The organism is Pseudomonas sp. TH15, assembly GCF_016651105.1.
In the GTDB taxonomy this organism is placed as follows: domain Bacteria; phylum Pseudomonadota; class Gammaproteobacteria; order Pseudomonadales; family Pseudomonadaceae; genus Aquipseudomonas.
Map to the genome: position 1 here is coordinate 728,378 of NZ_JAEKEL010000001.1, position 22,672 is coordinate 751,049.

Here is a 22,672-nt window from a genome sequence, read left to right on the forward strand (position 1 = left end):
ATGTCGAGGTTATCGACCGAGACCCCCTGACCATGCCGCAATCCCAAGCCAAGAATCTGTCCCTGATCGCCGCAATCGACCTGGGCTCCAACAGCTTTCACATGGTCGTGGCCAAGGCCCAGAACGGCGAAATCCGTATTCTTGAGCGCCTCGGCGAAAAGGTCCAACTGGCCGCCGGCATCGACGACGAGCGCCAGCTCAACGAAGAATCCATGCAGCGCGGGCTCGATTGCCTGAAGCGTTTTGCCCAACTGATCAACGGTATGCCCCCCGGCGCCGTGCGGATCGTCGGCACCAACGCCCTGCGTGAAGCCCGTAACCGGGCCGAGTTCATCCACCGCGCCGAAGAAATCCTCGGCCACCCGGTGGAAGTCATCTCCGGTCGTGAAGAAGCGCGCCTGATCTACCTCGGCGTCTCCCACACCCTCGCCGACACCCCGGGCAAACGCCTGGTGGCCGACATCGGCGGCGGCAGTACCGAATTCATCATCGGCCAGCGCTTCGAACCGCTGCTGCGCGAAAGCCTGCAAATGGGCTGCGTCAGCTATACCCAGCGCTATTTCAAGGATGGCAAGGTCACCCCGGCCCGTTACGCCCAGGCGTACACCGCGGCACGGCTGGAGATCATGAGCATCGAGCACGCCCTGCATCGCCTGACCTGGGATGAAGCCATCGGCTCCTCGGGCACCATCCGCGCCATCGGCCTGGCACTGAAGGCTGGCGGTCATGGCACCGGCGAAGTGAATGCCGAAGGCCTCGCCTGGCTCAAGCGCAAGCTGATCAAACTGGGTGATGCGGAGAAAATCGACTTCGAAGGCATCAAGCCCGACCGCCGTGCGATCTTCCCGGCGGGCCTGGCGATTCTCGAAGCCATCTTCGACGCCCTCGAACTGCAACGTATGGATCACTGTGAAGGCGCCCTGCGTGAAGGCGTGCTCTATGACCTGCTGGGCCGTCATCATCACGAAGACGTCCGCGAGCGCACCCTCAGCTCGCTGATGGAGCGTTACCACGTTGATCTGGAACAAGCCGCGCGAGTTGAACGCAAGGCCCTGCATGCTTTCGACCAAGTAGCCGCGGACTGGGACCTGGACGACGGCGTCTGGCGCGAATTGCTGGGCTGGGCCGCCAAGGTCCATGAAGTCGGCCTGGACATCGCCCACTATCACTACCACAAGCACGGCGCCTACCTGATCGAGCACTCGGACCTGGCGGGTTTCTCCCGCGAAGACCAGCAAATGCTCGCGCTGCTGGTGCGCGGTCACCGCCGCAATATTCCCCGGGACAAGTTTGCCGATTTCGGCGATGACGGCATCAAGCTGATTCGCCTGTGCGTGCTGCTGCGCTTTGCGATCCTGTTCCACCACATTCGCGGCACCCAGGAAATGCCCCAGGTCGTACTCAAAGCCAATGGCGACAGCCTGGATGTGCTGTTCCCGAAAAACTGGCTGGACGAAAACCAGCTGACCCAGGCTGATTTCGCGCTGGAAGCGGAATGGCTGACCCGGGTTGGTTTTACGTTGAACGTGCGCTAACGAACACAATCCCTGTGGCGAGGGAGCTTGCTCCCGCTGGGGTGCGAAGCGCCCCCATCTGCCTTAGTGGTTTATCAGAAATTATTAGGTGACCGGTTTTGGGGCTGCTGCGCAGCCCAGCGGGAGCAAGCTCCCTCGCCACAGGAATGTGACCAAAAAAATGGCGATCCGCAGGGATCGCCATTTTTTATGAGCCGATGTTTGCGTTAACGCACCGCAAGAATCGGGCTACCCAATCGCTCCAGCAACGTTGCCTGGGCACTGCGTGGGTTCTGGTTGCCGGTCGGTGTGTTACGGATGTAACGACCGTCCGACTGCAGGCTCCAGCTGTGGGTGTTATCGGTCAGATAAAGCTCCAGCTCTTTCTTGACCCGCATGATCAGCTTCTTGCCTTCCACCGGGAAGCAAGTCTCGACGCGTTTGTCGAGGTTGCGCTCCATCCAGTCGGCGCTGGAGAGGAACATCTGCTCTTCGCCGCCATTGAGGAAGTAGAAGACCCGGGTGTGTTCCAGGAAGCGGCCGATGATCGAGCGCACGTGGATGTTGTGGGAAACCCCCGGAATGCCAGGGCGCAGGCAGCACATGCCGCGCACCACCAGATCGATGCGCACACCGGACTGGCTGGCCTTGTACAGCGCGCGGATGATCTTCGGATCGGTCAGCGAGTTGAACTTGGCAATGATGTGCGCCGGTTTGCCGTCTAGGGCGAACTGGGTTTCCCGGGCAATCATGTCGAGCATGCCCTTCTTCAACGTGAACGGCGCGTGCAACAGCTTCTTCATGCGCAGGGTCTTGCCCATGCCGATCAACTGACTGAACAGTTTGCCGACGTCTTCGCACAAAGCGTCGTCGGAGGTCAGCAGGCTGTAGTCGGTGTACAGACGGGCGTTAGCCGCGTGGTAGTTGCCGGTGCCCAAGTGCGCGTAACGGACAATCTCGCCAGCCTCGCGACGCAGGATCAGCATCATCTTGGCGTGGGTCTTGAAGCCGACCACGCCGTAAATCACCACCGCGCCGGCCGCTTGCAGACGGCTGGCCAGTTGCAGGTTGGACTCTTCGTCGAACCGCGCACGCAATTCGATCACCGCGGTGACCTCCTTGCCGTTACGCGCAGCGTCGACCAGGGCATCAACGATTTCCGAGTTGGCGCCGGAGCGGTACAGGGTCTGACGGACCGCCAATACATGCGGGTCCTTGGCCGCCTGGCGCAGCAGGTCGACCACCGGGGTGAACGACTCGAACGGGTGCAGCAACAGGATGTCCTGCTTGCTGATCACGCTGAAGATGTTCTCGCTGTTTTGCAGCAGTTTCGGAATCTGCGGCGTGAACGGCAGGTATTGCAGTGCGCGCTGACTGTCCAGGCCGGTGATGCTGAACAGGCGGGTCAGGTTGACCGGACCGTTGACCTGATACAGCTCGGTCTCGTGCAAGTTGAACTGTTTGAGCAAGTAGTCGGACAGGTGTTTCGGGCAGGTGTCGGCGACTTCCAGACGCACCGCATCGCCGTAGCGACGGGAGAACAACTCGCCACGCAGAGCGCGGGCCAGGTCCTCTACATCTTCGGTATCGACCGCCAGGTCAGCGTTTCGGGTCAGACGGAACTGGTAGCAGCCCTTGACCTTCATGCCCTGGAACAGGTCATCGGCGTGAGCGTGGATCATCGACGACAGGAACACATAGTTGTCGCCAGCGCCGCCGACTTCTTCCGGAACCTTGATGACCCGCGGCAGCAGACGCGGTGCCGGGATGATCGCCAGGCCGGAATCGCGACCGAAGGCGTCGATGCCTTCGAGCTCGACGATGAAGTTCAGGCTCTTGTTCACCAGCAACGGGAACGGGTGCGTCGGATCGAGGCCGATCGGGGTGATGATCGGCGCGATCTCGTCGCGGAAATAACGGCGAACCCAGGTCTTGAGCTTGGTGGTCCAGTAACGGCGACGGATGAAGCGGACCTGATGTTTCTCCAGTTCCGGCAACAGAATGTCGTTGAGGATCGCGTACTGGCGGTCGACGTGACCGTGCACCAGTTCGCTGATCCGGGCCAGGGCCTGGTGCGGTTGCAGGCCATCGGCGCCCGCCTGTTCACGGGCAAAGGTGATCTGCTTCTTCAGGCCGGCCACGCGAATCTCGAAGAACTCGTCCAGGTTGCTGGAGAAGATCAGCAGAAACTTCAGCCGCTCCAGCAACGGATAGGACTCATCCAGCGCCTGTTCCAGCACGCGGATGTTGAACTGCAGTTGCGAGAGCTCGCGATGGATGTACAGGCTGCTGTCATCCAGGCCGGGAATGGCAATCGCCGCCGGCGCCGCAGCCGCGGGCTCGGACACCACCGGGGCGGGAGCTGGCTCCACATCCGGCGGGGTTTCGTCGATTTGCTCCACCACGGGTTGGGCTTCCTTTACTGCAACTTCAGAGAGTCCTTCGGTATTCATCGAATGTTCCTGGGAGGGCTATTTTTGCTCTCGTAACAATTGGGCGGCGCGCACGGCAAAGTAAGTCAGGATGCCATCTGCGCCTGCACGTTTAAAAGCGGTCAGGGATTCGAGAATAACCCCTTCGCTCAACCAGCCATTCTGGATCGCCGCCATGTGCATGGCGTATTCGCCGCTGACTTGGTAAACAAACGTCGGCACTTTGAATTCTTCTTTGACCCGATAAAGGATGTCCAGATACGGCATGCCAGGCTTGACCATGACCATATCCGCGCCTTCTGACAAGTCCGCCGCCACTTCGTGCAGGGCTTCGTTGCTGTTGGCCGGGTCCATCTGATAGGAGGCCTTGTTCGCCTTGCCCAGGTTCAGCGCCGAACCGACCGCATCGCGGAACGGACCGTAATAGGCGCTGGCGTACTTGGCCGAGTAAGCCATGATCCGCACATTCACGTGATCGGCCAGTTCAAGGGCTTCGCGGATCGCCTGGATGCGACCGTCCATCATGTCCGACGGAGCTACCACCTGAGCGCCGGCTGCAGCGTGGGACAGGGCCTGCTTGACCAGTGCGTCGACGGTGATGTCGTTCTGCACGTAGCCTTCTTCGTCGAGGATGCCGTCCTGACCGTGAGTAGTGAACGGGTCCAGGGCGACGTCAGTGATAACGCCCAGCTCCGGGAAGCGATCGCGCAGCGCACGGGTGGCGCGTTGGGCGATGCCTTCCGGGTTCCAGGCTTCGGCCGCATCCAGCGACTTGAGCTCTGGCGGCGTGACCGGGAACAGCGCCACTGCCGGAATCCCCAGTTCGACCCACTTGGCCGCCTCGATCAGCAACAGATCGATGGTCAGGCGTTCAACGCCCGGCATCGACGCCACCGCTTCGCGACGGTTTTCACCGTCCAGCACGAACACCGGCAGAATCAGGTCATCGACGGTCAAAACGTTTTCACGGACCAATCGACGCGAGAAATCATCACGACGGTTACGACGCAGGCGGGTTGCAGGAAACAATCGGTTGGCGGGGGTAAAGCTCACGGCAGACTCCTGAGCCCGCGCTGGCGGGCGAGCGTGACAGTTATAAGCTGCCATTATGACGGACACATGACAGTTGTGCTTAGCCCTGCGTCACGTAGCTGTATTCCATTGTCCGTGTAGGAATTGTTCACGTCGAGACACATTTGGACACTTTCCTGAATGTGTCTGAAGGGTTAGGCTGCGCGTTCATTTCGCTAGCACCCAGACAATGCTCCAACAATTTCTGCATGACTTCGGCTACTTTGCCCTTTTTCTCGGCACGTTCTTCGAAGGCGAAACCATCCTGGTGCTCGCGGGCTTCCTCGCGTTTCGCGGATACATGGACATCAATCTGGTTGTCGTCGTGGCGTTCTTCGGCAGTTATGCCGGTGATCAGCTGTGGTACTTCCTGGGGCGCAAGCACGGCCGCAAATTACTGGCGCGCAAACCGCGCTGGCAAATGATGGGTGACCGGGCGCTGGAACATATCCGCAAGCACCCGGACATCTGGGTCCTGAGCTTCCGCTTTGTCTATGGTTTGCGCACGGTGATGCCGGTGGCGATCGGCCTCTCCGGCTATCCACCGGGACGCTATCTGCTGCTCAACGGGATTGGCGCCGCGATCTGGGCCAGCGCCCTGGCGGCGGCGGCCTACCATTTCGGTGCGGTGCTCGAAAGCATGCTCGGCAGCGTCAAGAAGTACGAGCTGTGGGTACTCGGCGCGCTGCTGGTGTTGGGCCTGGCCCTGTGGCTACGCCGGCGGTTCAAAAATGCTCGCCTGGCGAAGAAGATCTACGCCGACGAGCAGGCTGAACTGGCCAAGACCGCCGAGGCTAAGACGCCAGTCGAGTGAAACGGTTTCTACAGCAGTAGAGACCGATTCCACTGAGCAGGCTGTAACTGATCAGGCCGACCCAGCCTTGCGCGCTGGCCGGCCACAGCCCGACCAGCGGCGCCAGCCACACCAGCGGCACGTTCGACGCCAGCCGCAGCAGCTCCAACTTCCACGCCCACGGGCGATTCTCCAGGGCCACGCCCAACGTAAACAAACCCAGCACCACCGCACTCCAGCCGAGCACCATGGCTGCGGTCGGCAGACTCTGCTCCAGTTTCATCAAATAGCTGCCCAAGGCGATGTAGACGCAGAACTGCAACGCCACATACAGCTGCTGCCGGCCGTCCAGCGGCACGTCGAATTTGCGGAACTGGCTCAGGTCGGGTTTGTTCATCGGGTACTTGGCCGCTACGTCCGCCGGCCGCCAACCGGTGCGCATAAACCAGATTCGCAACTTGTCCCACTTGCTCTGCGCCCGCCGGGCGTCATCCCACAATTGCGCATAGAACTGCAGGTTGGCCCACAGCGGATTCCAGCTCGCCAGTGGTGTGGTCACGCCGAAAATCACCGGCTCGTTGTCGTCTTCTTCCTGAAACGAGCCGAACAGACGGTCCCAAATAATGAACACCCCGCCGTAGTTGCGATCCATGTAGAGAGCGTTCTGTGCATGGTGGGCCCGATGATTGGACGGCGTGACGAAGAACCACTCGAACCAGCCGAGCTTGGGAATGTGCTTGGTGTGAACCCAGAATTGATACAGCAGGTTCAGCGCCGCGACGCTGACGAACACCAGCAACGGCACGCCGAACACGGCCATGGGCAGATAGAAGATCCAGCCCAGCAGAAAACCGGTGCTGGTCTGGCGCAGGGCCGTGGAGAGGTTGTAGTCCTCGCTCTGGTGATGCACCGAATGCGCCGCCCAGAGGATGTTCCGCTCGTGGCCCATGCGGTGCAGCCAGTAATAGCAGAAGTCGTAGAGGACGAAGGCAAACACCCAGACCCAGGCACTGTCGCCCGAGAGTCTGAACAGTGCCAGATGCTCGAGCGCAAATGCATACGTCAGCAGCCCCATCCCCTTGGTCAGCAGGCCGGTGGTGGTCGACAACACGCCAGTGCTCATGCTGTTGATCGCGTCAGCCACGCGGTAATTGCTCACTCCGCGCCAACGGTCGGCCAGCAGTTCGATGGCTATCAGCACAAAGAAAAACGGCACCGCATACAGAATGAAATTCATGACGCGACCTGATCGCAATGGTGATGACTGATCCTAGGCCTCGCCGCGATTTAACCCTATGGCAACGAGCGACAAATTAGTGGACATTTAACGCCATGAATCTGGAGAAAAGCCCATGAGCAAAAAAATTGCAGTGATCCTTTCCGGCTGTGGCGTGTACGACGGCGCCGAGATCCAAGAAAGCGTGATTACCTTGCTGCGCCTGGACCAGCGCGGTGCCCAGGTGCAGTGTTTTGCACCGAACATCGCCCAGTTGCATGTGATCAACCACCTGACCGGCGAAGAAATGCCCGAGTCGCGCAATGTGCTGGTGGAATCGGCGCGCATTGCCCGGGGCAACATCAAGGACATCCGCGAGGCCAGCGTCGAAGACTTCGATGCGCTAATCGTGCCGGGCGGCTTCGGGGCGGCGAAGAACCTCTCCAACTTCGCGGTCGAAGGCGCCGGATGCACGGTTCAGCCAGAAGTCCTGGCATTGGCCGAAGCTTTTGCCGAAGCAAGTAAACCGGTGGGGTTGATCTGCATCTCGCCAGCGCTGGCGGCGAAGATCTATGGCCCGGGCGTAACCTGCACCATCGGCAACAATGCCGAAACGGCAGCGGCGATGAACAAGATGGGCGCCACTCATGCGGACTGTGCGGTCGGAGACATTGTTGAGGACAAGGCGCGCAAGTTGGTGAGTACCCCGGCGTATATGCTGGCGCAGTCGATCAGTGAAGCGGCTTCGGGGATTAACAAGTTGGTCGACCGGGTTCTAGAACTCACCCACGAAAATGATGTGTAACGCGGACTAATGTGGGAGCGGTCTGGCTTAAGGCTTGCGGGTTAGCCGAGTGAGGATCCGGTCCAGCGAATTGGCGAACGCCTGTTTCTCCCGTTCGCCAAACGGCGCGGGGCCGCCCTTCATCTGGCCTTGCTCACGCAGATCAGTGAACAAATTACGCACCGCCAGCCTGTCCCCCATGTTCTGCGCATCGAACTCTTTGCCGCGTGGGTCCAGCGCTGAAACGCCCTTCTTCACCAAGCGGTCAGCCAGCGGCACATCGCTGCAAATCACCAGCTCGCCGGGCACTGCGTGTTCCACCAGGTAATCGTCGGCCGCGTCCGGGCCGCTGGGCACCACGATCAGCTTCACCAGTGCCAGACCCGGTTTGATCTGCGGCTGACCGGCCACCATCACTACTTCGAACTGGCGCTTGAGGGCGAACTTCACCACCAGATCCTTGGCTGCCCGTGGGCAGGCGTCGGCATCGATCCAGACACGCATTGTGTTTTCCTCTTCTAAAAGCTTCGCGGGCAAGCCTCGCTCCTACAAGGTTAATGTAAACCCGTAGGAGCGAGGCTTGCCCGCGAATGTGAGCACAGCGAATGCTGTTAAGAAACCGGCACCCGCCGCTTCTCTGCCATGCGACTGCGGCTATACAGCACGATGATCGCAATGATCGCCACCGCCTGCGCACTCAGCGAATACGCATCAGCGTGAATACCCAGCCAGTCGAAGTCAAAGAACGGAACGGGCCGGGTGCCGAAGATCCCGGCTTCCTGCAACGCCTTCACGCCATGACCGGCAAACACCACCGACAACGCGCACAACAACCCGGCGTTGATGCCGAAGAATAGCGCCAGTGGCAGTTTTGCCGAGCCGCGCAGGATCACCCAAGCCAGACCGACCAACAGCACCAACGCCGTCGCGCCGCCCGCGAGCACCGCGTTATGCCCGGCAGGGCCGGCCTGCAACCACAGGGTTTCGTAGAACAGGATCACTTCAAACAGTTCGCGATACACCGAGAAGAACGCCAGGATCGCAAAACCGAAACGTCCGCCGCCGCCCACCAGGCTGCTCTTGATGTAATCCTGCCAGGCTGCCGCGTGGCGACGGTCGTGCATCCACACGCCGAGCCACAACACCATGACGCTGGCGAACAGCGCCGTGCAGCCTTCCAGCAGCTCACGCTGGGCGCCGCTGACATCAATCACGTACGCCGCCAGCGCCCAGGTCCCCAGGCCCGCCAACAGCGCCAGCCCCCAACCGACGTTGACGCTACGCACCGCCGATTGCTGGCCGGTGTTGCGCAGGAACGCGAGGATCGCCGCGAGCACCAGAATCGCTTCCAGGCCTTCGCGCAGCAAAATCAACAGGCCAGAGATGTAGCTCAGCGACCAGCTCAAGCCATCGCTGCCGAGCAGGCCGGCCGATTCCTTTAACTTGGCCTTGGCCGCATCCAGACGCTGTTCGACCTGAGCCACCGGCAAGCCGTCCTGCAACGACTGACGGTAAGCCATCAGCGATTTTTCAGTGTCTTTACGCACGTTGGCGTCGACGTTATCGAGAGAGCTTTCGACCAGTTCGAAGCCTTCCAGGTACGCCGCCACCGACAGGTCGTAGGCCTGATCGTGTTCGCCGGCACGGTAAGCGGCAATGCTCTTGTCCAGAGTTGCCGCGGTGTAGTCGAGCAACTGTGCCGGGCCACGCTTAACCTGCGGCGGTTGCGCCCGTTGTGCGCGGAAGGTTGCCAAGGCTTGCGGGCCTTCGGCGGCCAGCACTTCGGCCGGTGTCTGGCGGGCCAGGTCGGCGATGTTGTAGGTCTTTTCGGATTTGGCTGCGGTCGGGTCGGCACTGAAGCCGGCGATGTAGGTTGCCAGGTCCCAGCGCTGACGGTCGTCCAGTTGATCGGCGAACGACGGCATGTCGGTGCCTTCGACGCCCTGACCCAGGGTGCTGTATATGGCGTAGAGGCTGAGGCGATCGAGTCGCGCCGCATCGCGCAGATTGGCGGGTGGCGGCGTCATGCCAACGCCTGCCGGGCCGTCACCGACATCCGTGTCGCCGTGGCACACCGAGCATTGCTGCGCATACAGCGGCGCGCCGCGAGTCGGGTCCGGAGTAATCACCGGGGCCTGGCTGACCTCATACGCCACCGCCAGTTTCGCGCCGAGTTGGCGAGCCTGACGTGCAACGTCGGTGCCGTCCATGCGTGCAGCGATCGCGGTGCGCAGGTTGTTGACGCCTTGCTCCAATTCAGCGCGCTCGGGCTTGGCCGGTAACTCGGAGATCAAACCTTGCAGCACACCCAGAAATTCCTGCTGCTCGAGGTATTCAGACTCATCGATAACCTTGCCCGCTTCGACCGCCATCGGGTAGTCAGCGCCAATGTAATCGAGCAAATGCAGGGCCTTTGGCGCGCCTTCGGCAGTTTCGGCCTGCGCATTGAGGCTGCAAAACGCAATAACCGGCAGCACTAGCCACGCCAGAAAACGGGAGGAGGCAGTCATGAATGAATCTCAAGGGGAAATACGAAGTAATACATTGTTCACTTCCAATGACTTTCACTCAAGCTTTGTCGGCGTTTATGTTTCAGCGCACTTTCGTGGTCGTTGGCGGGAAGTTCAGCCGTGCACTCGACGACAACTCCGGACCTCAAACCAACCCTATAATGCGTCACCTCCCAGCCATTGCCGTTCACGGAAGAACCTGCCTCCATGCGCCATTGCTTGCCGTTTTTCCTGCTGTTCAGCGCCGCCGTGCAACTGAGCGGATGCGCCGCCTACCGTAATTACGATCAGGAGATGCAGGAGACCATCGACCAGATGGCGAAGGGTAATCTCAACGAAGCGCTCTACCTGTTAGAACTGAACAACCCCTGGGAAGACAAGGATCTGCTGTATTACCTGGAGCGAGGTGCGATTCTCAGCGCCGGCACTGCCCTGCCAAAAAGCCAGGAAGCGTGGCGCAGGGCTGACCAGATGATTATCCAGCGCGAAGACGCCGTGCACTCCGCCCCCATGAAGCTGCTGACCCGCTTCGGCAACGAAATGGGCACGATGCTGGTCAACGACAAGTTGCTGCGCTACGACGGCTATGACTACGAAAAAGTCATGCTGACCACCGAGATGGCCCTCAACCAACTGGCGGACAACGATTTCGACAATGCCCGCGCCGACATCAAGAAAACCCACGAGCGCGAAACCCTGATTGCCCGCCAGCGCGAGCGGCAATACGAAGAAGCTGAAGAGCAAGCGAAACAAGAAGGGATCAAGCTGCATTACAAAGACCTGCAAGGCTATCCGGTCGCCGTCCTCGACGCCCCGCAGGTCATCGAACTGAAAAACGGTTACCAGAGCGCGTTCAGCCATTATCTGGCTGGATTTACTTATGAAGCCTTGGGTGAACGCACGCTCGCGGCGCCGGGTTATCGTCAGGCGATCGAGTTGCGTCCGGGCGTGCCCTTCCTCGAAAGCGCTTTGCGTAATCTGGACAAGCCCGGGCCGGCCGACGATGAAAGCGAGATCCTGGTCGTGGTGCAAAGCGGTTTCGCCCCGGCACGCAGTTCGGTGCAAGTGCCAATCCCGGTGCGACTCAACGAAAATCTGACGATTGTCGCGCCGATCTCGTTTCCGGTGATGGTGCCCGATACCCTTACGCCCGCCCTGACGGATATCGTCGTCGACGGCAAACAACACAAACTCACGATGATCAACAGCGTCACCGACATGGCCATGCGCACCTTGCGTGATGACATGCCGGCGATCATTTCGCGTGCCATGTTTCGCGCCAACATGGCGGCAATCGGCCAGGCTGAAAAGAACCAACGCGATCCCTCCAAGGCTTCACTGGTAGTCACCGAGCACGACCCGTTCGAAGAGGCTGACACGCGCACCTGGCGCACCCTGCCGGACAAAACCCTGGTCGCACGGCTGCGCCTGAAAAAAGGCCTGCACCGCGTGCGTTTTCCCTACCACCATGCAGAGGACGGGTTCACCGTGCGCGTCGACCAGAGCCATCAGGTGTTCAGCCTGCGGGTATTCATGGGGCAGAACCGTTACATAGGATCGTCATGGCTGTTCCCCGAAACACCTCCGCCGCCGTAATGGCATCTAACTAACCAGTGCAATTAAAAAGCTATTACATAGCCATCACCTCCCGCTTATAATGCCGCGCCCTCGCTATTGCGAAACGGCATTAAAGCTCCTCAGGATATGAGGAATTGGCAGGAGGCCAGCGCCACTGTCGATGGGTCATACCAGCCCGACCAGCATCCGCGGCTGTATTTACTCCAGGGAAGAAGTACCCCCATGGCATTCCGCGCTCCCACCTTGATCGCGCTCAGCGCTGTCACTCTGCTGTCCGGTTGTTCCGCTTTTCGCAACTACGACTCCGAACTGGCCCAGACCAACCAGCAACTGGCCAGCGGCCACGTCGACGCCGCCCTGACCCTGCTGGAAAAGAACAACAGCGGCCCGGACAAAGACCTGCTCTATTACTTCGAGAAAGGTGAATTGCTGCGTGCCAAGGGCGACCTGTCGGGTAGCCAGAGTGCCTGGACCAGCGCCGATCAGGTGGTCGGTCAGTGGGAAGATTCGGTCAAGCTCGACACCGGTAAATACCTCGCTCAGTTCGGCAGCTTCATCGTCAACGACAAGGTGCGTCGCTACGAAGGCTACGACTACGAAAAAGTCATGCTGACCACGCAGATGGCCCTGAACCTGCTGGCGGTCAACGACTTCGACGGCGCGCGCACTGCGATCAAAAAGACTCACGAGCGTGAAGCCGTGATCGCCGACCTGCGTGACAAGGAATACCTCAAGAGCGAAGAAGAGGCCGAGAAAGAAGGCATCAAGACTCAGTACAAGGATCTGCAAGGCTACCCGGTCGCCAGCCTCGACGCGCCGGAAGTGGTCGGCCTGAAGAACAGCTACCAGAGTGCCTTCAGCCATTACCTGGCCGGTTTCGTCTACGAAGCCCTGGGTGAAAAAGACCTGGCGGCGCCGGGTTACCGCAAAGCGGCCGAACTGCGCCCGAACACGCCGCTGCTGGAACAGGCGCTGGTCAACCTCGACAAGCCGGTCAAATCCGACGACAGCGACATCCTGATCGTGGTGCAAAGCGGCCTGGCACCGGCCCGTGATTCGATCCGCGTGCCACTGCCACTGCCAATCTCCAACAACCTGGTGATCACCCCGCTGTCGTTCCCGATCATCAAACCGGACACTTCCACCGCAACGTTTGCGCAAATTGGTGTCGACGGTCAGCAAGTGGATCTGACGGCCCTCAACAGCACCACCGCGATGTCGCGTCGCGCCCTGCGTGATGACATGCCGGGGATCATCGTACGCACCACCGTGCGCGCGATTACCAAAGGTGTCGCGCAGAAGAAGATCAACGAAACCAACCCACTGGCTGGCTTGGCCGTCGGTATCTCTTCAGCTGTGCTCGAAGGTGCCGATACCCGCACGTGGCGTACCCTGCCGGACTACACCCAAGTGGTGCGTCTGCGCCTGAAAAAGGGCGAGCATCAGGTTACCCTGCCGAGCGCCGTGGGCGGTTCGGTGGTCAAGGTCACCGTCGATCAGCGTTATCAGGTGATCAGCCTGCGCGCAGTGGGCAATCAGGTATTCGCCGGCGGCCTCGCCGCACACGTAGTCCCGAGCGCCGGCGCGACCAACGTCGCCAGCCTCAAACAACCTTAAGAACGGAGTCTTTGCATGCGCTTCAAACTCATCGCCGTCGCTGCCCTCGCCTTGCTGGCGAGCGGCTGCGCCACCCCGCCACCACCTGAGCCGGGCAGCGCCGCGAGCAAAGTCGTGGCCATGGGCCCGCAAAAGCACATCGTCGTCGGCGCCATGCGCGTCGCTCGCGAAAACGGTTTCATGACCGTCAACGTGCAGTTGAGCAACACCCTCAACAGCAACAAGACGTTCTACTACCGCTTCGCCTGGCTCGGCCCGGAAGGCTTCCCGATCGCCGAAGAAGAAGTCTGGAAAAGCCAGATGATGTACGGCGCACAGACCAGCTTCATCCAGGGCATCGCCCCGACGCCGAAAGCCGTGGACTTCCGTCTGGAACTCAAGACGCCCTAAGCCCGCCCCCTATTCCTGATTTAGAGAACATTGCCATGTTTGCACGCTTTTCCTGCATCGCTGTCATCGCCCTGCTGGCCTCCGGTTGCGCCAATACTTCGCCGACCCTGGGCAGCAAGAACATCAGCTATGGCGACCCGAAAGCCGTGGAACTGGTGACCAACGAATTCGGTTCGACCGACCTGCAAATGATCGCTGAAAGCATGACCCGCTCCCTCGCGCAGTCCGGTGTTCTCAAGGGTCGCCCGGTGGTTCAGGTATACGACGTGATGAACAAGACCAGCGAGTACATCGACACGCGCGAGATCACCACGTCCATCAAGACCCAATTGATGCGTACCGGCACCGCTCGCTTTGCCAGCGACAACACCAACATGCAAAGCCAGGTCGACCATCTCAAACTGCAAAACCAAAGCGGTCTGTACAAAAAAAGTACGGTGGCCAAAACCGGCAACATGATCGCCGCCCGCTACCGCCTCGAAGGCTCGATCAGCTCGATTATCAAGCGCAGCAACGACTACAAGGACGTCTTCTACAAATTCAGTCTGCAATTGGTTGATGTCGAAAGCGGGCTGGCCGAGTGGATGGACGAGAAAGAAATCCGCAAAACCACGGAGCGCTAAGTCATGCGGACATGGATAGGCATCATCGCTTTGGTGTGCGCCGCTGGCGTACAGGCGGCGCCGAAAATCGCCGTGGCCGACCTGGCCTACGAGGCCAGCGTCGATCAATACGTTCACGTCATCTCGGCCCGCGACGATCAGCAACAGGACTATTACGGCGCCAGCGGCTCGTCCAGTTACGACGAGTACACGACAAAGAACAGCTATCTGGAGCAGACCGAAATCCGGCGTTTCAGCGGCGACATCAAAGGTCAGATCCTCAAGACCGGGATGTTCCAGCTGATTCAGGGCACGCCCTACACAGCCAACGCCAAAAGCGATGTGTATGACGTGATCAAGCGGATCAAGGCCGGTAACTTCAAGGGCGCGGATTACGTGCTGTTCGGCACGGTGTCGGACATCGACTTCACCCAAGACACGAACGAGCTGGCGAACACCGACAGCTATTCAGCGGTGCTGGCGTTGACCCTGGTGGCGGATTTCAGCCTGATCAACACCAAGACTTTCGAAATCACGTCGGCCTTCACGGCGATGGGCGAAGGCCAGGACACCAAACTGGTGAATGGCCGGGACATCAAGATTTCGCTGAACCGCCCGCGGGTGGTGCGTGACGTGTCCAAGGCATTGGGCGAAGACGTGGCCGGGCAACTGAGCCAACAGCTTGGCGGCGGTGGTTACGAGAAGCCGGGACAAGCCCCGCAGCGTAACAACCTGCCACAGGATACGGCGCCGGTGATTTTGCGCTGATCTCTGGAACGAAAAAGGCGACCTGAAGGGTCGCCTTTTTTATGCTTGTTCTTAAGCCCATCAACGCAATATTGCCGTACTGAAACCTAATGTGGCGAGGGAGCTTGCTCCCGCCCGAGTGCGCAGCGCTCGCAAAATCCGGGGGCCGCTTCGCAGCCCAGCGCGAGCAAGCTCGCTCGCTCGCCACAAGAGGTCGCTCTTGTATCCAGGGTTTTACATCACCGCTTTGCGCAGGGTTGCCATAAACGCCGCCGCACCGATGAACAGCCCGGCAAACGTGCGGTTCATGCGTTTCTGCTGTTTGGGCGTGCGCAACAGTCGCAGCACTTTGGACGCCAGCCCGGTGTAGCCGGCCATGACGATCAGGTCGACACAGATCATCGTCGCACCAAGGATCAGGTACTGAGCCACCAACGGTGCATGCGGGTCGATGAATTGCGGCAGCACCGCCAGCATGAACACCAACGCCTTGGGGTTGCTGATGTTCACCAGGAAACCACGGAACACCAGCGCCAGCGGTTTGCCGATCTGCCGTACAGACGCGTCATCGCTCATGTCGCTGGGCAACGCACGCCATTGCTTGACCGCGAGGTAGACCAGATAGGCCACGCCAAACCATTTGATCGCATAGAAAGCCGTGGCCGAAGCCGCGAGGATCGCACCGACACCAGCCGCCACAATCGCAATTTGCAATGCCAGGCCCAGTTGCAGGCCCAGGGCGTTCCAGTAGCCGCGCCAGAAACCGTAGCGCAGGCCGCTGGACATCGACGCAATCGCGCCGGCACCAGGAGACAGACTGATCACCCAGCAGGCAGCAAAAAACGCCAGCCATGTTTGAAGCACCATCGCACACCTCGACTCAGACTCGTGACAGACCTCTAAGCTAATGCGGCTTTGGCGCAATGACTACCGATTTTTTGTCGGACAGGGTGACTGCCGACCAGCGTTTATGGCTTTAGGGCCACTTCGCGAGCAAGCCCGCCCCCACAGTAGATCAGTGTTGTTCACTCATGTGATGTCTACTGAAGATCCAATGTGGAAGCGGGCTTGCTCGCGATAGCGGTGTATCAGGCAACAGAAGGCTTACTTTTCGAAGCCGCTGGAAGGGAAAACATCCGACCCGCGCCAGCGGCGAACCGAGCGCTGGAAGAACAGGCTGTTAGGCACCTGCACCATCGCACTGCCAGTCCCGGCCTCTTCAGCCTCGATCAACGTGGTAAACAGCAAATTGATCGCCACCACCCGGCCTTTGACGCCGGGCTTGTCGAGGGTGTCCACCAACTCGACCACATCACCGATGCGGAACGGGCCGACAGTGAAGATCAGGATCGCGCACAGCAGATTGGAGAGCACGCTCCACATGGCGAAGAACGCCACCGCAGCCACCGCCACGAACCCGGACAACGCGGTCCAGAGTACCGTGGCCGAAACACCGAGACGTTCCAGCACGAAAATCAACGCGCTGCCCATGATCAGCCAGCGCAGTCCACCACGCAGCGGCATCAGCAGTTGTGGCGGAAACGGATAACGTTCGCCCAGGCGAGTCAGGCATTTGGCGACGAAGCGCTGAGCAAAATACCCGGCCAGCAGGATCAGCAGGATTTGCACGCCGAGCAAAATCGGCTCGACCCACATCGCCGGCAACGGCAGTTTGAAGGCGTCCATCAGGACAGCGCCTCCAACTCCGCCTGCATGCTTTCCAGCAGTTCCAGGGCTTCCATCCAGGATTCTTCCAGTTGCGCTTCACGCACCTTCAGCTTGGCCTGTTCGGCCAGCAGATCACGCAACTCGTTCTTGCGCGCCGGTTCGTAGATATCGCTGTCGCCGAGGCTGGCATCGATCTTCGCCAGTTTCTCGTGCAGCTTGCCCAACTCGGCTTCGAGCTTGTCGGCTTCACGCTTATGTGGCGCCAGTTGCTGACGCAACGCAGCGGCAGCCTGACGCTGAGCCTTCTTGTCGGTTTTGTCCGGGTTCACCGGCGTGTTGCTGACCGGGGCATTGCGCTGGCGATACTCCACCAGCCAGCGGGTGTAGTCCTCCAGGTCGCCGTCGAACTCTTCAACCTTGCCGTCCGCCACCAGATAGAAATTGTCGGTGGTGCTTTTGAGCAAATGACGATCGTGGGAGACCACCAGTACCGCACCACTGAATTCCTGCAACGCCATGGTCAGCGCCAGGCGCATTTCCAGGTCCAGGTGGTTGGTCGGTTCGTCGAGCAGCAACAGGTTCGGCCGGCCCCAGGCGATCAACGCCAGCGCCAGACGGGCCTTCTCGCCGCCGGAAAAATTCAGCACCGGCTCATCGATACGCGCACCGCGGAAGTCGAAACCGCCGAGGAAGTCGCGCAAGGTCTGCTCACGCTCCGTCGGTGCCAGGCGCTGCATGTGTAGCAGTGGGCTGGCCTTGGAGTCGAGCGAGTCCAACTGATGCTGGGCGAAGTAGCCGACCACGGTGTTCTCGCCACGGGTCAGGCGCCCGGACAACGGCTCGAGTTCACCGGCGAGGTTTTTGATCAGGGTCGATTTACCGGCACCGTTGGGGCCGAGCAAACCGATGCGCGCGCCGGGGGTCAGTTGCAGCTTGACCTTCTCCAGCACGGCTCGCTCGCCATAACCCAGGCGAGCATCGGAGATATCAATCAACGGGCTGGAGATTTTGTGCGATTCGCGGAAAACGAAGTCGAACGGAGAATCGACGTGAGCAGCGGACAGCTCTTCCATCCGCTCCAGCGCCTTGATCCGGCTCTGGGCCTGACGGGCCTTGGTGGCCTGGGCCTTGAAGCGGGCGATGTAGCTTTCCATGTGCGCACGTTGCGCCTGCTGCTTCTCGTAGGCCTGCTGTTGCTGGGCCAGACGTTCGGCACGGGCACGTTCGAAGGCGCTGTAGCCGCCGCGATAGAGCGTGATCTTGCGCTGATCGACGTGGGCCACGTGATCGACCACGGCGTCGAGGAAGTCCCGGTCGTGGGAAATCAGCATCAACGTGCCAGGATAGCTTTTAAGCCACTCTTCGAGCCAGATGATGGCGTCGAGGTCCAAGTGGTTGGTCGGTTCATCGAGCAGCAACAGGTCCGAAGGGCACATCAACGCCTGCGCCAGGTTCAGACGCATCCGCCAGCCACCGGAGAAATCTGCGACCTGACGATCCATCTGATCGTTGGTGAAGCCCAAACCGGCCAGTAGCTTGCGCGCCCGGGCGTCGGCGGTGTAACCGTCGGCGCTGTCGAGTTCGGCGTGCAGGCGCGCCTGAGCGGCACCGTCATGGGCCGCTTCGGCGGCGGCGAGGTCGCGTTGCACCTCACGCAGGCGCAGGTCGCCATCGAGCACGTAGTCGACTGCGATGCGATCGAGGGTGTCGATCTCCTGGCGCATGTGGGCGATGCGCCAGTCGCCCGGCAGCAAGCAGTCACCCGAATCCGGGTGCAGGTCACCCAAAAGCAAGGCGAACAGGCTCGATTTGCCGGCGCCATTGGCACCGATGAGGCCGGCTTTGTGGCCGGCGTGCAGGGTCAGCTCGGCGTCTTCTAGCAGACGTTGCGGGCCACGCTGTAAAGTCAGGTTCTGAAGTCGAATCATAATGGCGGCGGAGTCTACCAGCTTCGCTCGCAACTGGCGCGAGTAGCACTATGTCCTCTGACCTGTGGAGCTTTTCCCTTGGCACTTACGCCCGCCCCGGCGTTGAAAGCCTGTGCCTGCAATTGCAATCGGCGGGAGCAAATGTCTGCCTGCTGCTCTGTGGCCTGTGGCTGGAACAAAGGGCTGTGGACTGCACCGAGCAACGCTTGCAGCAACTTTTTCAGGTGGCCGAGCCCTGGGAGGTGAATGTCGTGCAACCGATGCGCACGTTACGCCAGCAATGGAAAGCCGCCGCCGCTGACGACGCCGATCTGAATGCGTTACGCGAGCAAATCAAGGCACTGGAGCTGGAAGCCGAACGGCATCTGTTGTTGCAACTGGAACAAACGGCTCAAGACTGGCCGATGCATGACACCTCAGCGTCGGGGGAATGGCTGGAAAGCCTGGCGGGAGCGGCCACCAGCCCGAACCGCGACGCGCTGCAAGTGCTGCGCGTCGCGGTAACCGGCACTTAGGAGGCGCTGGTTGGATTGTTGCTGACGCTCGACGCAGCGGCTGGCGTTGGCGCAGTCGAAGGTGTCGAGGCAGTAGCGGCTGGAGCAGGTGCCGCTGGAGCAGCCGAAGTTGCCGCTGCGGCAGGCTTGGCGGCTGGTGCAATGGCCGGTTTGGCGGCAGCTGGTTTGGCAGAGGCTGGCTTTTTCACGGCAGGTTTTGCAGCAGGCTTGGCGGCTGTTTTTGCAGCAGCAGGCTTGGCGGCAGCAGTCGCTGGTTTAGCAGCGGCGGCCGGCTTGGCGGCTGGCTTGGCTGCCGGTTTGGCGGCGGCTTTTACGGCGGGTTTTGCCGCAGCTTTTGCAACGGGTTTGGCTGCAGCTGGTTTGGCAGCCGGTTTGGCAGCGGCAGTTTTAGCAGCAGGTTTTGCTGCTGGTTTTGCTGCAGCTTTGGCAGCGGGTTTAGCGGCCGGTTTGGCGGCAGCGGTTTTCGCTGGCGCAGCTTTGGCAGCAGCTGGTTTTGCAGCGACAGCGCGGGTAGCTGGTTTAGCAGCGGCAGTACGGGCAGCAGGTTTTGCCGCAGTGGTTTTAGCCGCTGGTTTTGCAGCGCTCGCTGCAGCGGGTTTTTTCGCTGCAGGTTTTGCAGCCGCTTTCACCGGCGCTTTTACAGCTGGCTTGGCCGCAGTTTTAGTAGCAGCTTTTGCAGCTGGTTTGGCCGCCGCAGTTTTTGCTTTTGCCGGAGCCTTGGCTGCTGCCGGTTTGGCAGCGGCTTTCTTGGCAGGTGCCGCAGCTGGCTTGGCCGAACGCAGGGACAACGCCTTGCTGACAGCCTCTTGTACGCGACCGACGCCCTGGGCCAGTTTCAGGCTTTCTTGAGCATCGCGCTTGAGTTGCAGAATGTAGGTGCGGGTCTCGGACTGACGATCCTTCAAAGCATCGAGCAGGTCTTCGAGTTGCTTCACTCCGTCCTTGGCCTTGGCTTGTGCCTTGGCTTTGCCGGCCGCCGCAGCGTCCTGCAATTTGGTACGGGATTTGTGCAGTTTTTCTTGCGCTTTTCCGCGCTGCTTTTCCAGTTTGGCGAGCAGTTTTTCAGCATCAGCCAAGGCTTGGGAACAAGCGGTTTCCAAATGCTCGAGCAGGCTGCCCGAAAGTTGTTGGAGTAAGTGCAACGGAGTATTTACAGGCTTCTTGGTGGCCGACATGGTTTACCTCCTGGCTGACGTGAATGCGGCTCATACTAGACCTCTGCTGACACCGCCGCTAGGTCATGTTGACAGTATCGAAAGCGCGGCGTTGCACCGGATTGAAAATGTTCTGCATCTGCGCAAAAGCAGTTCACCGTTTAACCCATTCTCGCTGGCATAATCCCCCGCATCTGAGGTCGGAGAGTGCCCATGTCGCGCTACCTTTTTTTATCCCTGCTCGTGTGTTTTTCCACCGTTCAAGCCGCCGAAAAAACCGCTGAGAATGATGCTCACGATCTCGCTTACAGCTTAGGCGCAAGTCTCGGCGAACGCTTGCGCCAGGAGGTTCCCGACCTGCAACTTCAAGCGCTGATCGAAGGGTTGCAGCAAGCCTATCAAGGCAAACCCCTGGCGCTCAGCGAAGCACGCATCGAGCAGATTCTGGCCGATCACGAATCGCAGAATGCCGAGCATTCCTCACAACCCTCGAGCGATGCTGCGATGGAAAACGAACAACGTTTTCTCACCGCAGAAAAAGCCAAACCGGGTGTGAAGGAATTGGCCGACGGCATCCTGCTGACCGAGTTGACGCCAGGCACTGGTACCAAGGCGGGCCCCGATGGAAAAGTGCAGGTGCTATATATCGGGCGGTTGCCGGACGGCACCGTGTTCGATCAGAACACTCAGCCGCAGTGGTTCAACCTCGACAGCGTGATCGCTGGCTGGCGCACCGCGTTGCAGAACATGCCGGTAGGTGCGAAATGGCGACTGGTGATTCCATCGGATCAAGCGTACGGCGCAGATGGTGCCGGTGACTTGATCGCACCGTTCACACCGCTGGTGTTTGAAGTGGAATTGCGCGGCGCGACGAGTTGAGCAGGCAATAAAAAACGGTGCGCTTTGGGCGCACCGTTTTTTTGATCGGGACCTGGATCAGGCCTGAACCGAATCCTCTTCCTTGTGAGCGGTGTGCAGCACTTCGATCAGACAGTCTTCCAGTTCGAAGCGTTCGTGCAGCAGGCCACCCAGCTCCTTGAATTTCTCGGCTACGCACTGGCCTGCATCACACAGGTCGTTGAACGCCAGCAGCTTCTCGGTGATGACGTCGATGCGCGGATAGATGGTCTCGGCCAACTCCAGACCACGAGTGTCACCAAAGGCCTTGGCTTCACCGGTGAGCTGTTCGTAGATTTCGAAATGCCCCGCCGATACGTAATCGACCAGCACCCCGCAAAATTCCTGCAACGGCTTGCGGTTCTCGCCCAGAGCTTCAGGCTTCGCGCCGAGAGCATCATAGGCCCGAACCAGTTCGTGACGCTCCTGCAACCAGCGATCGATCAGCAGATGCACTCCACCCCAGCGTTCCTGAGCATTCTGACAACTTTCGAGCATGGTGATCTCTCTTCCCTATGTGGGTCATGCTGCTCTACACCTGCCGCACTCTTGAGGGTCAAGGATCGGCCAGGCAGAGCGTCATCGAGCAACATAATTCCAATGACACGTGCGGGCCAGATTATGCCCGCACGACAATGGCTTCAAGGTACGCAGGAGATAAAGTTCATACAAGTGTTTAATCACCCGTCCCGGCCCGGTGCGACGACTCGCCGCTGGGCGGTCCCTGACAGGCGATCCAGACGTGGCGCAGTAACTGGTAAATCCCCAGGATCAGCATCGCGACGAAGAACAGCAGACTCCATTCGGGGATGCTCAGATCAAACAAGGTCCACGAGATCTCGGCGCAGTCGTCAGTGCCCTTGAACAGCCTTTGTACGGCGCAGCCCCAAGGCATACTCCCGAACCAAGCTTCCAGATTGGGCGAACAGAGCGAGAGTTGTTGCTGCGGATCACTCTGCAACAACACCTGCCGCCACGCCGCGACAGTCCCGCCCAGGCTGGCGGACAAACCAAGCAGCCAATAGACGAAAGAACCGAATCGTCGCGGACCATGTACCGAAGCCACCAGGTAAACAACCAGGAGCAGCGCCAGGCAACCGCGCTGCAATAAACACAGCCCGCAGGGTTTGAGCCCGACCACATATTCGAGGTAATAGGAAACGCCCAAGGCCAGGGCACCTGCGGTGAAAGCCATGAAAAACAAGGAGCGTGAGCAGGCCAAAGACATGGCTAATCCGTAACAGTAGAGACAGGCG

Annotated in this window: 21 protein-coding genes; 10 read left to right on the forward strand and 11 right to left on the reverse strand. The window is 60.0% G+C overall.

Annotated elements, in window-relative coordinates:
• The first annotated feature begins 32 nt into the window (after nt 1-32).
• Nucleotides 33-1,535 carry an exopolyphosphatase gene (ppx, locus tag JFT87_RS03395; protein WP_201198788.1) on the forward strand — a complete coding sequence of 501 codons (1,503 nt, stop codon included), beginning with the start codon at nt 33-35 and terminating at the stop codon, nt 1,533-1,535.
• 206 nt (nt 1,536-1,741) lie between these two features.
• On the opposite strand, the gene ppk1 is transcribed toward ppx, so the two are convergent.
• On the reverse strand, nt 1,742-3,967 hold the full coding sequence (gene ppk1 / locus JFT87_RS03400; protein ID WP_201198790.1) for a polyphosphate kinase 1: 2,226 nt from the start codon (nt 3,965-3,967) through the stop codon (nt 1,742-1,744).
• A gap of 18 nt (nt 3,968-3,985) precedes the next feature.
• Nucleotides 3,986-4,999, reverse strand: a complete 1,014-nt coding sequence (hemB, locus tag JFT87_RS03405; protein WP_201198791.1) for a porphobilinogen synthase — start codon at nt 4,997-4,999, stop codon at nt 3,986-3,988.
• A 208-nt stretch (nt 5,000-5,207) separates the two neighbouring features.
• Here hemB and JFT87_RS03410 point away from each other — a divergent pair, with 208 nt between their 5' ends.
• On the forward strand, nt 5,208-5,831 hold the full coding sequence (locus JFT87_RS03410; protein ID WP_201198792.1) for a DedA family protein: 624 nt from the start codon (nt 5,208-5,210) through the stop codon (nt 5,829-5,831).
• On the opposite strand, the gene JFT87_RS03415 is transcribed toward JFT87_RS03410, so the two are convergent.
• Entirely contained in the window at nt 5,812-7,047 is a 1,236-nt protein-coding gene (locus JFT87_RS03415; protein ID WP_201198793.1) for a sterol desaturase family protein, read from the reverse strand. The genes JFT87_RS03410 and JFT87_RS03415 overlap by 20 nt on opposite strands.
• A 115-nt stretch (nt 7,048-7,162) precedes the next feature.
• On the opposite strand from JFT87_RS03415, the gene elbB reads away from it, so the two are divergent.
• The gene (gene elbB, locus JFT87_RS03420) at nt 7,163-7,831 is read left to right on the forward strand and encodes an isoprenoid biosynthesis glyoxalase ElbB (RefSeq protein WP_201198794.1); all 669 of its coding nucleotides are present in this window, start codon (nt 7,163-7,165) and stop codon (nt 7,829-7,831) included.
• A gap of 27 nt (nt 7,832-7,858) precedes the next feature.
• Here elbB and JFT87_RS03425 read toward each other — a convergent pair whose 3' ends face one another.
• Complete coding sequence (locus JFT87_RS03425; RefSeq protein ID WP_201198795.1) at nt 7,859-8,314, reverse strand: YaiI/YqxD family protein; 456 nt, start codon at nt 8,312-8,314, stop codon at nt 7,859-7,861.
• Nucleotides 8,315-8,421: 107 nt separating this feature from the next.
• Nucleotides 8,422-10,320 (reverse strand): FTR1 family protein, encoded by a 1,899-nt coding sequence (locus tag JFT87_RS03430; RefSeq protein WP_201198797.1) that lies wholly within the window; start codon nt 10,318-10,320, stop codon nt 8,422-8,424.
• Nucleotides 10,321-10,527: 207 nt separating this feature from the next.
• Between JFT87_RS03430 and JFT87_RS03435 the strand changes: the two genes are divergently transcribed.
• The 5 genes from JFT87_RS03435 (at nt 10,528) to JFT87_RS03455 (ending at nt 15,275) form a co-directional block, all read left to right on the forward strand.
• A complete protein-coding gene (locus JFT87_RS03435; protein ID WP_201198798.1) occupies nt 10,528-11,916 on the forward strand; it encodes a COG3014 family protein in 1,389 nt (462 codons plus the stop codon).
• Between the two features lie 204 nt (nt 11,917-12,120).
• On the forward strand, nt 12,121-13,515 hold the full coding sequence (locus JFT87_RS03440) for a COG3014 family protein (RefSeq protein ID WP_201198799.1): 1,395 nt from the start codon (nt 12,121-12,123) through the stop codon (nt 13,513-13,515).
• A 15-nt stretch (nt 13,516-13,530) separates the two neighbouring features.
• Nucleotides 13,531-13,905 carry a YcfL family protein gene (locus JFT87_RS03445; protein ID WP_011336502.1) on the forward strand — a complete coding sequence of 125 codons (375 nt, stop codon included), beginning with the start codon at nt 13,531-13,533 and terminating at the stop codon, nt 13,903-13,905.
• Nucleotides 13,906-13,940: 35 nt separating this feature from the next.
• Nucleotides 13,941-14,528 (forward strand): penicillin-binding protein activator LpoB, encoded by a 588-nt coding sequence (lpoB, locus tag JFT87_RS03450; RefSeq protein ID WP_201198800.1) that lies wholly within the window; start codon nt 13,941-13,943, stop codon nt 14,526-14,528.
• Between the two features lie 3 nt (nt 14,529-14,531).
• Nucleotides 14,532-15,275: a penicillin-binding protein activator LpoB gene (locus tag JFT87_RS03455; RefSeq protein ID WP_201198801.1), complete on the forward strand. Its 744-nt coding sequence runs from the start codon at nt 14,532-14,534 to the stop codon at nt 15,273-15,275.
• A gap of 213 nt (nt 15,276-15,488) precedes the next feature.
• Here JFT87_RS03455 and JFT87_RS03460 read toward each other — a convergent pair whose 3' ends face one another.
• The 3 genes from JFT87_RS03460 to JFT87_RS03470 all read right to left on the reverse strand — a co-directional run bounded on the left by JFT87_RS03460 (nt 15,489) and on the right by JFT87_RS03470 (nt 18,850).
• Entirely contained in the window at nt 15,489-16,121 is a 633-nt protein-coding gene (locus JFT87_RS03460; protein ID WP_201198802.1) for a LysE family transporter, read from the reverse strand.
• 237 nt (nt 16,122-16,358) lie between these two features.
• On the reverse strand, nt 16,359-16,940 hold the full coding sequence (locus JFT87_RS03465; RefSeq protein ID WP_201198803.1) for a mechanosensitive ion channel family protein: 582 nt from the start codon (nt 16,938-16,940) through the stop codon (nt 16,359-16,361).
• Nucleotides 16,940-18,850, reverse strand: a complete 1,911-nt coding sequence (locus tag JFT87_RS03470; protein ID WP_201198808.1) for an ATP-binding cassette domain-containing protein — start codon at nt 18,848-18,850, stop codon at nt 16,940-16,942. Before JFT87_RS03470 ends, JFT87_RS03465 begins: the two co-directional genes overlap by 1 nt.
• A 50-nt stretch (nt 18,851-18,900) precedes the next feature.
• Here JFT87_RS03470 and JFT87_RS03475 point away from each other — a divergent pair, with 50 nt between their 5' ends.
• On the forward strand, nt 18,901-19,365 hold the full coding sequence (locus tag JFT87_RS03475) for a TIGR02444 family protein (RefSeq protein WP_201198809.1): 465 nt from the start codon (nt 18,901-18,903) through the stop codon (nt 19,363-19,365).
• Here the strand turns inward: JFT87_RS03475 and JFT87_RS03480 are convergent.
• A complete protein-coding gene (locus JFT87_RS03480) occupies nt 19,362-20,540 on the reverse strand; it encodes an AlgP family protein (protein WP_201198810.1) in 1,179 nt (392 codons plus the stop codon). The two genes, JFT87_RS03475 and JFT87_RS03480, sit on opposite strands and share 4 nt — an antisense overlap.
• Before the next feature lie 192 nt (nt 20,541-20,732).
• On the opposite strand from JFT87_RS03480, the gene JFT87_RS03485 reads away from it, so the two are divergent.
• A complete protein-coding gene (locus tag JFT87_RS03485) occupies nt 20,733-21,398 on the forward strand; it encodes an FKBP-type peptidyl-prolyl cis-trans isomerase (RefSeq protein WP_201198812.1) in 666 nt (221 codons plus the stop codon).
• 57 nt (nt 21,399-21,455) lie between these two features.
• Here JFT87_RS03485 and JFT87_RS03490 read toward each other — a convergent pair whose 3' ends face one another.
• Nucleotides 21,456-21,914, reverse strand: coding sequence for an Rsd/AlgQ family anti-sigma factor (locus tag JFT87_RS03490; RefSeq protein ID WP_046045098.1), 459 nt, complete (start codon nt 21,912-21,914; stop codon nt 21,456-21,458).
• A 178-nt stretch (nt 21,915-22,092) separates the two neighbouring features.
• Complete coding sequence (locus JFT87_RS03495; RefSeq protein WP_201198820.1) at nt 22,093-22,644, reverse strand: disulfide bond formation protein B; 552 nt, start codon at nt 22,642-22,644, stop codon at nt 22,093-22,095.
• Nucleotides 22,645-22,672 lie beyond the last annotated feature (28 nt).

Bases quoted from the DNA above. Each gene is read 5' to 3' on its own strand.
- JFT87_RS03445 (WP_011336502.1), top strand. From the start codon at position 13,531: ATGCGCTTCAAACTCATCGCCGTCGCTGCCCTCGCCTTGCTGGCGAGC.
- ppx (WP_201198788.1), top strand. From the start codon at position 33: ATGCCGCAATCCCAAGCCAAGAATCTGTCCCTGATCGCCGCAATCGAC.
- JFT87_RS03455 (WP_201198801.1), top strand. From the start codon at position 14,532: ATGCGGACATGGATAGGCATCATCGCTTTGGTGTGCGCCGCTGGCGTA.
- JFT87_RS03415 (WP_201198793.1), bottom strand. From the start codon at position 7,047: ATGAATTTCATTCTGTATGCGGTGCCGTTTTTCTTTGTGCTGATAGCC.
- JFT87_RS03410 (WP_201198792.1), top strand. From the start codon at position 5,208: ATGCTCCAACAATTTCTGCATGACTTCGGCTACTTTGCCCTTTTTCTC.
- JFT87_RS03495 (WP_201198820.1), bottom strand. From the start codon at position 22,644: ATGTCTTTGGCCTGCTCACGCTCCTTGTTTTTCATGGCTTTCACCGCA.
- JFT87_RS03435 (WP_201198798.1), top strand. From the start codon at position 10,528: ATGCGCCATTGCTTGCCGTTTTTCCTGCTGTTCAGCGCCGCCGTGCAA.
- JFT87_RS03425 (WP_201198795.1), bottom strand. From the start codon at position 8,314: ATGCGTGTCTGGATCGATGCCGACGCCTGCCCACGGGCAGCCAAGGAT.
- JFT87_RS03465 (WP_201198803.1), bottom strand. From the start codon at position 16,940: ATGGACGCCTTCAAACTGCCGTTGCCGGCGATGTGGGTCGAGCCGATT.
- JFT87_RS03440 (WP_201198799.1), top strand. From the start codon at position 12,121: ATGGCATTCCGCGCTCCCACCTTGATCGCGCTCAGCGCTGTCACTCTG.
- JFT87_RS03490 (WP_046045098.1), bottom strand. From the start codon at position 21,914: ATGCTCGAAAGTTGTCAGAATGCTCAGGAACGCTGGGGTGGAGTGCAT.
- JFT87_RS03470 (WP_201198808.1), bottom strand. From the start codon at position 18,850: ATGATTCGACTTCAGAACCTGACTTTACAGCGTGGCCCGCAACGTCTG.
- JFT87_RS03475 (WP_201198809.1), top strand. From the start codon at position 18,901: ATGTCCTCTGACCTGTGGAGCTTTTCCCTTGGCACTTACGCCCGCCCC.
- JFT87_RS03460 (WP_201198802.1), bottom strand. From the start codon at position 16,121: ATGGTGCTTCAAACATGGCTGGCGTTTTTTGCTGCCTGCTGGGTGATC.
- elbB (WP_201198794.1), top strand. From the start codon at position 7,163: ATGAGCAAAAAAATTGCAGTGATCCTTTCCGGCTGTGGCGTGTACGAC.
- JFT87_RS03485 (WP_201198812.1), top strand. From the start codon at position 20,733: ATGTCGCGCTACCTTTTTTTATCCCTGCTCGTGTGTTTTTCCACCGTT.
- JFT87_RS03430 (WP_201198797.1), bottom strand. From the start codon at position 10,320: ATGACTGCCTCCTCCCGTTTTCTGGCGTGGCTAGTGCTGCCGGTTATT.
- JFT87_RS03480 (WP_201198810.1), bottom strand. From the start codon at position 20,540: ATGTCGGCCACCAAGAAGCCTGTAAATACTCCGTTGCACTTACTCCAA.
- ppk1 (WP_201198790.1), bottom strand. From the start codon at position 3,967: ATGAATACCGAAGGACTCTCTGAAGTTGCAGTAAAGGAAGCCCAACCC.
- lpoB (WP_201198800.1), top strand. From the start codon at position 13,941: ATGTTTGCACGCTTTTCCTGCATCGCTGTCATCGCCCTGCTGGCCTCC.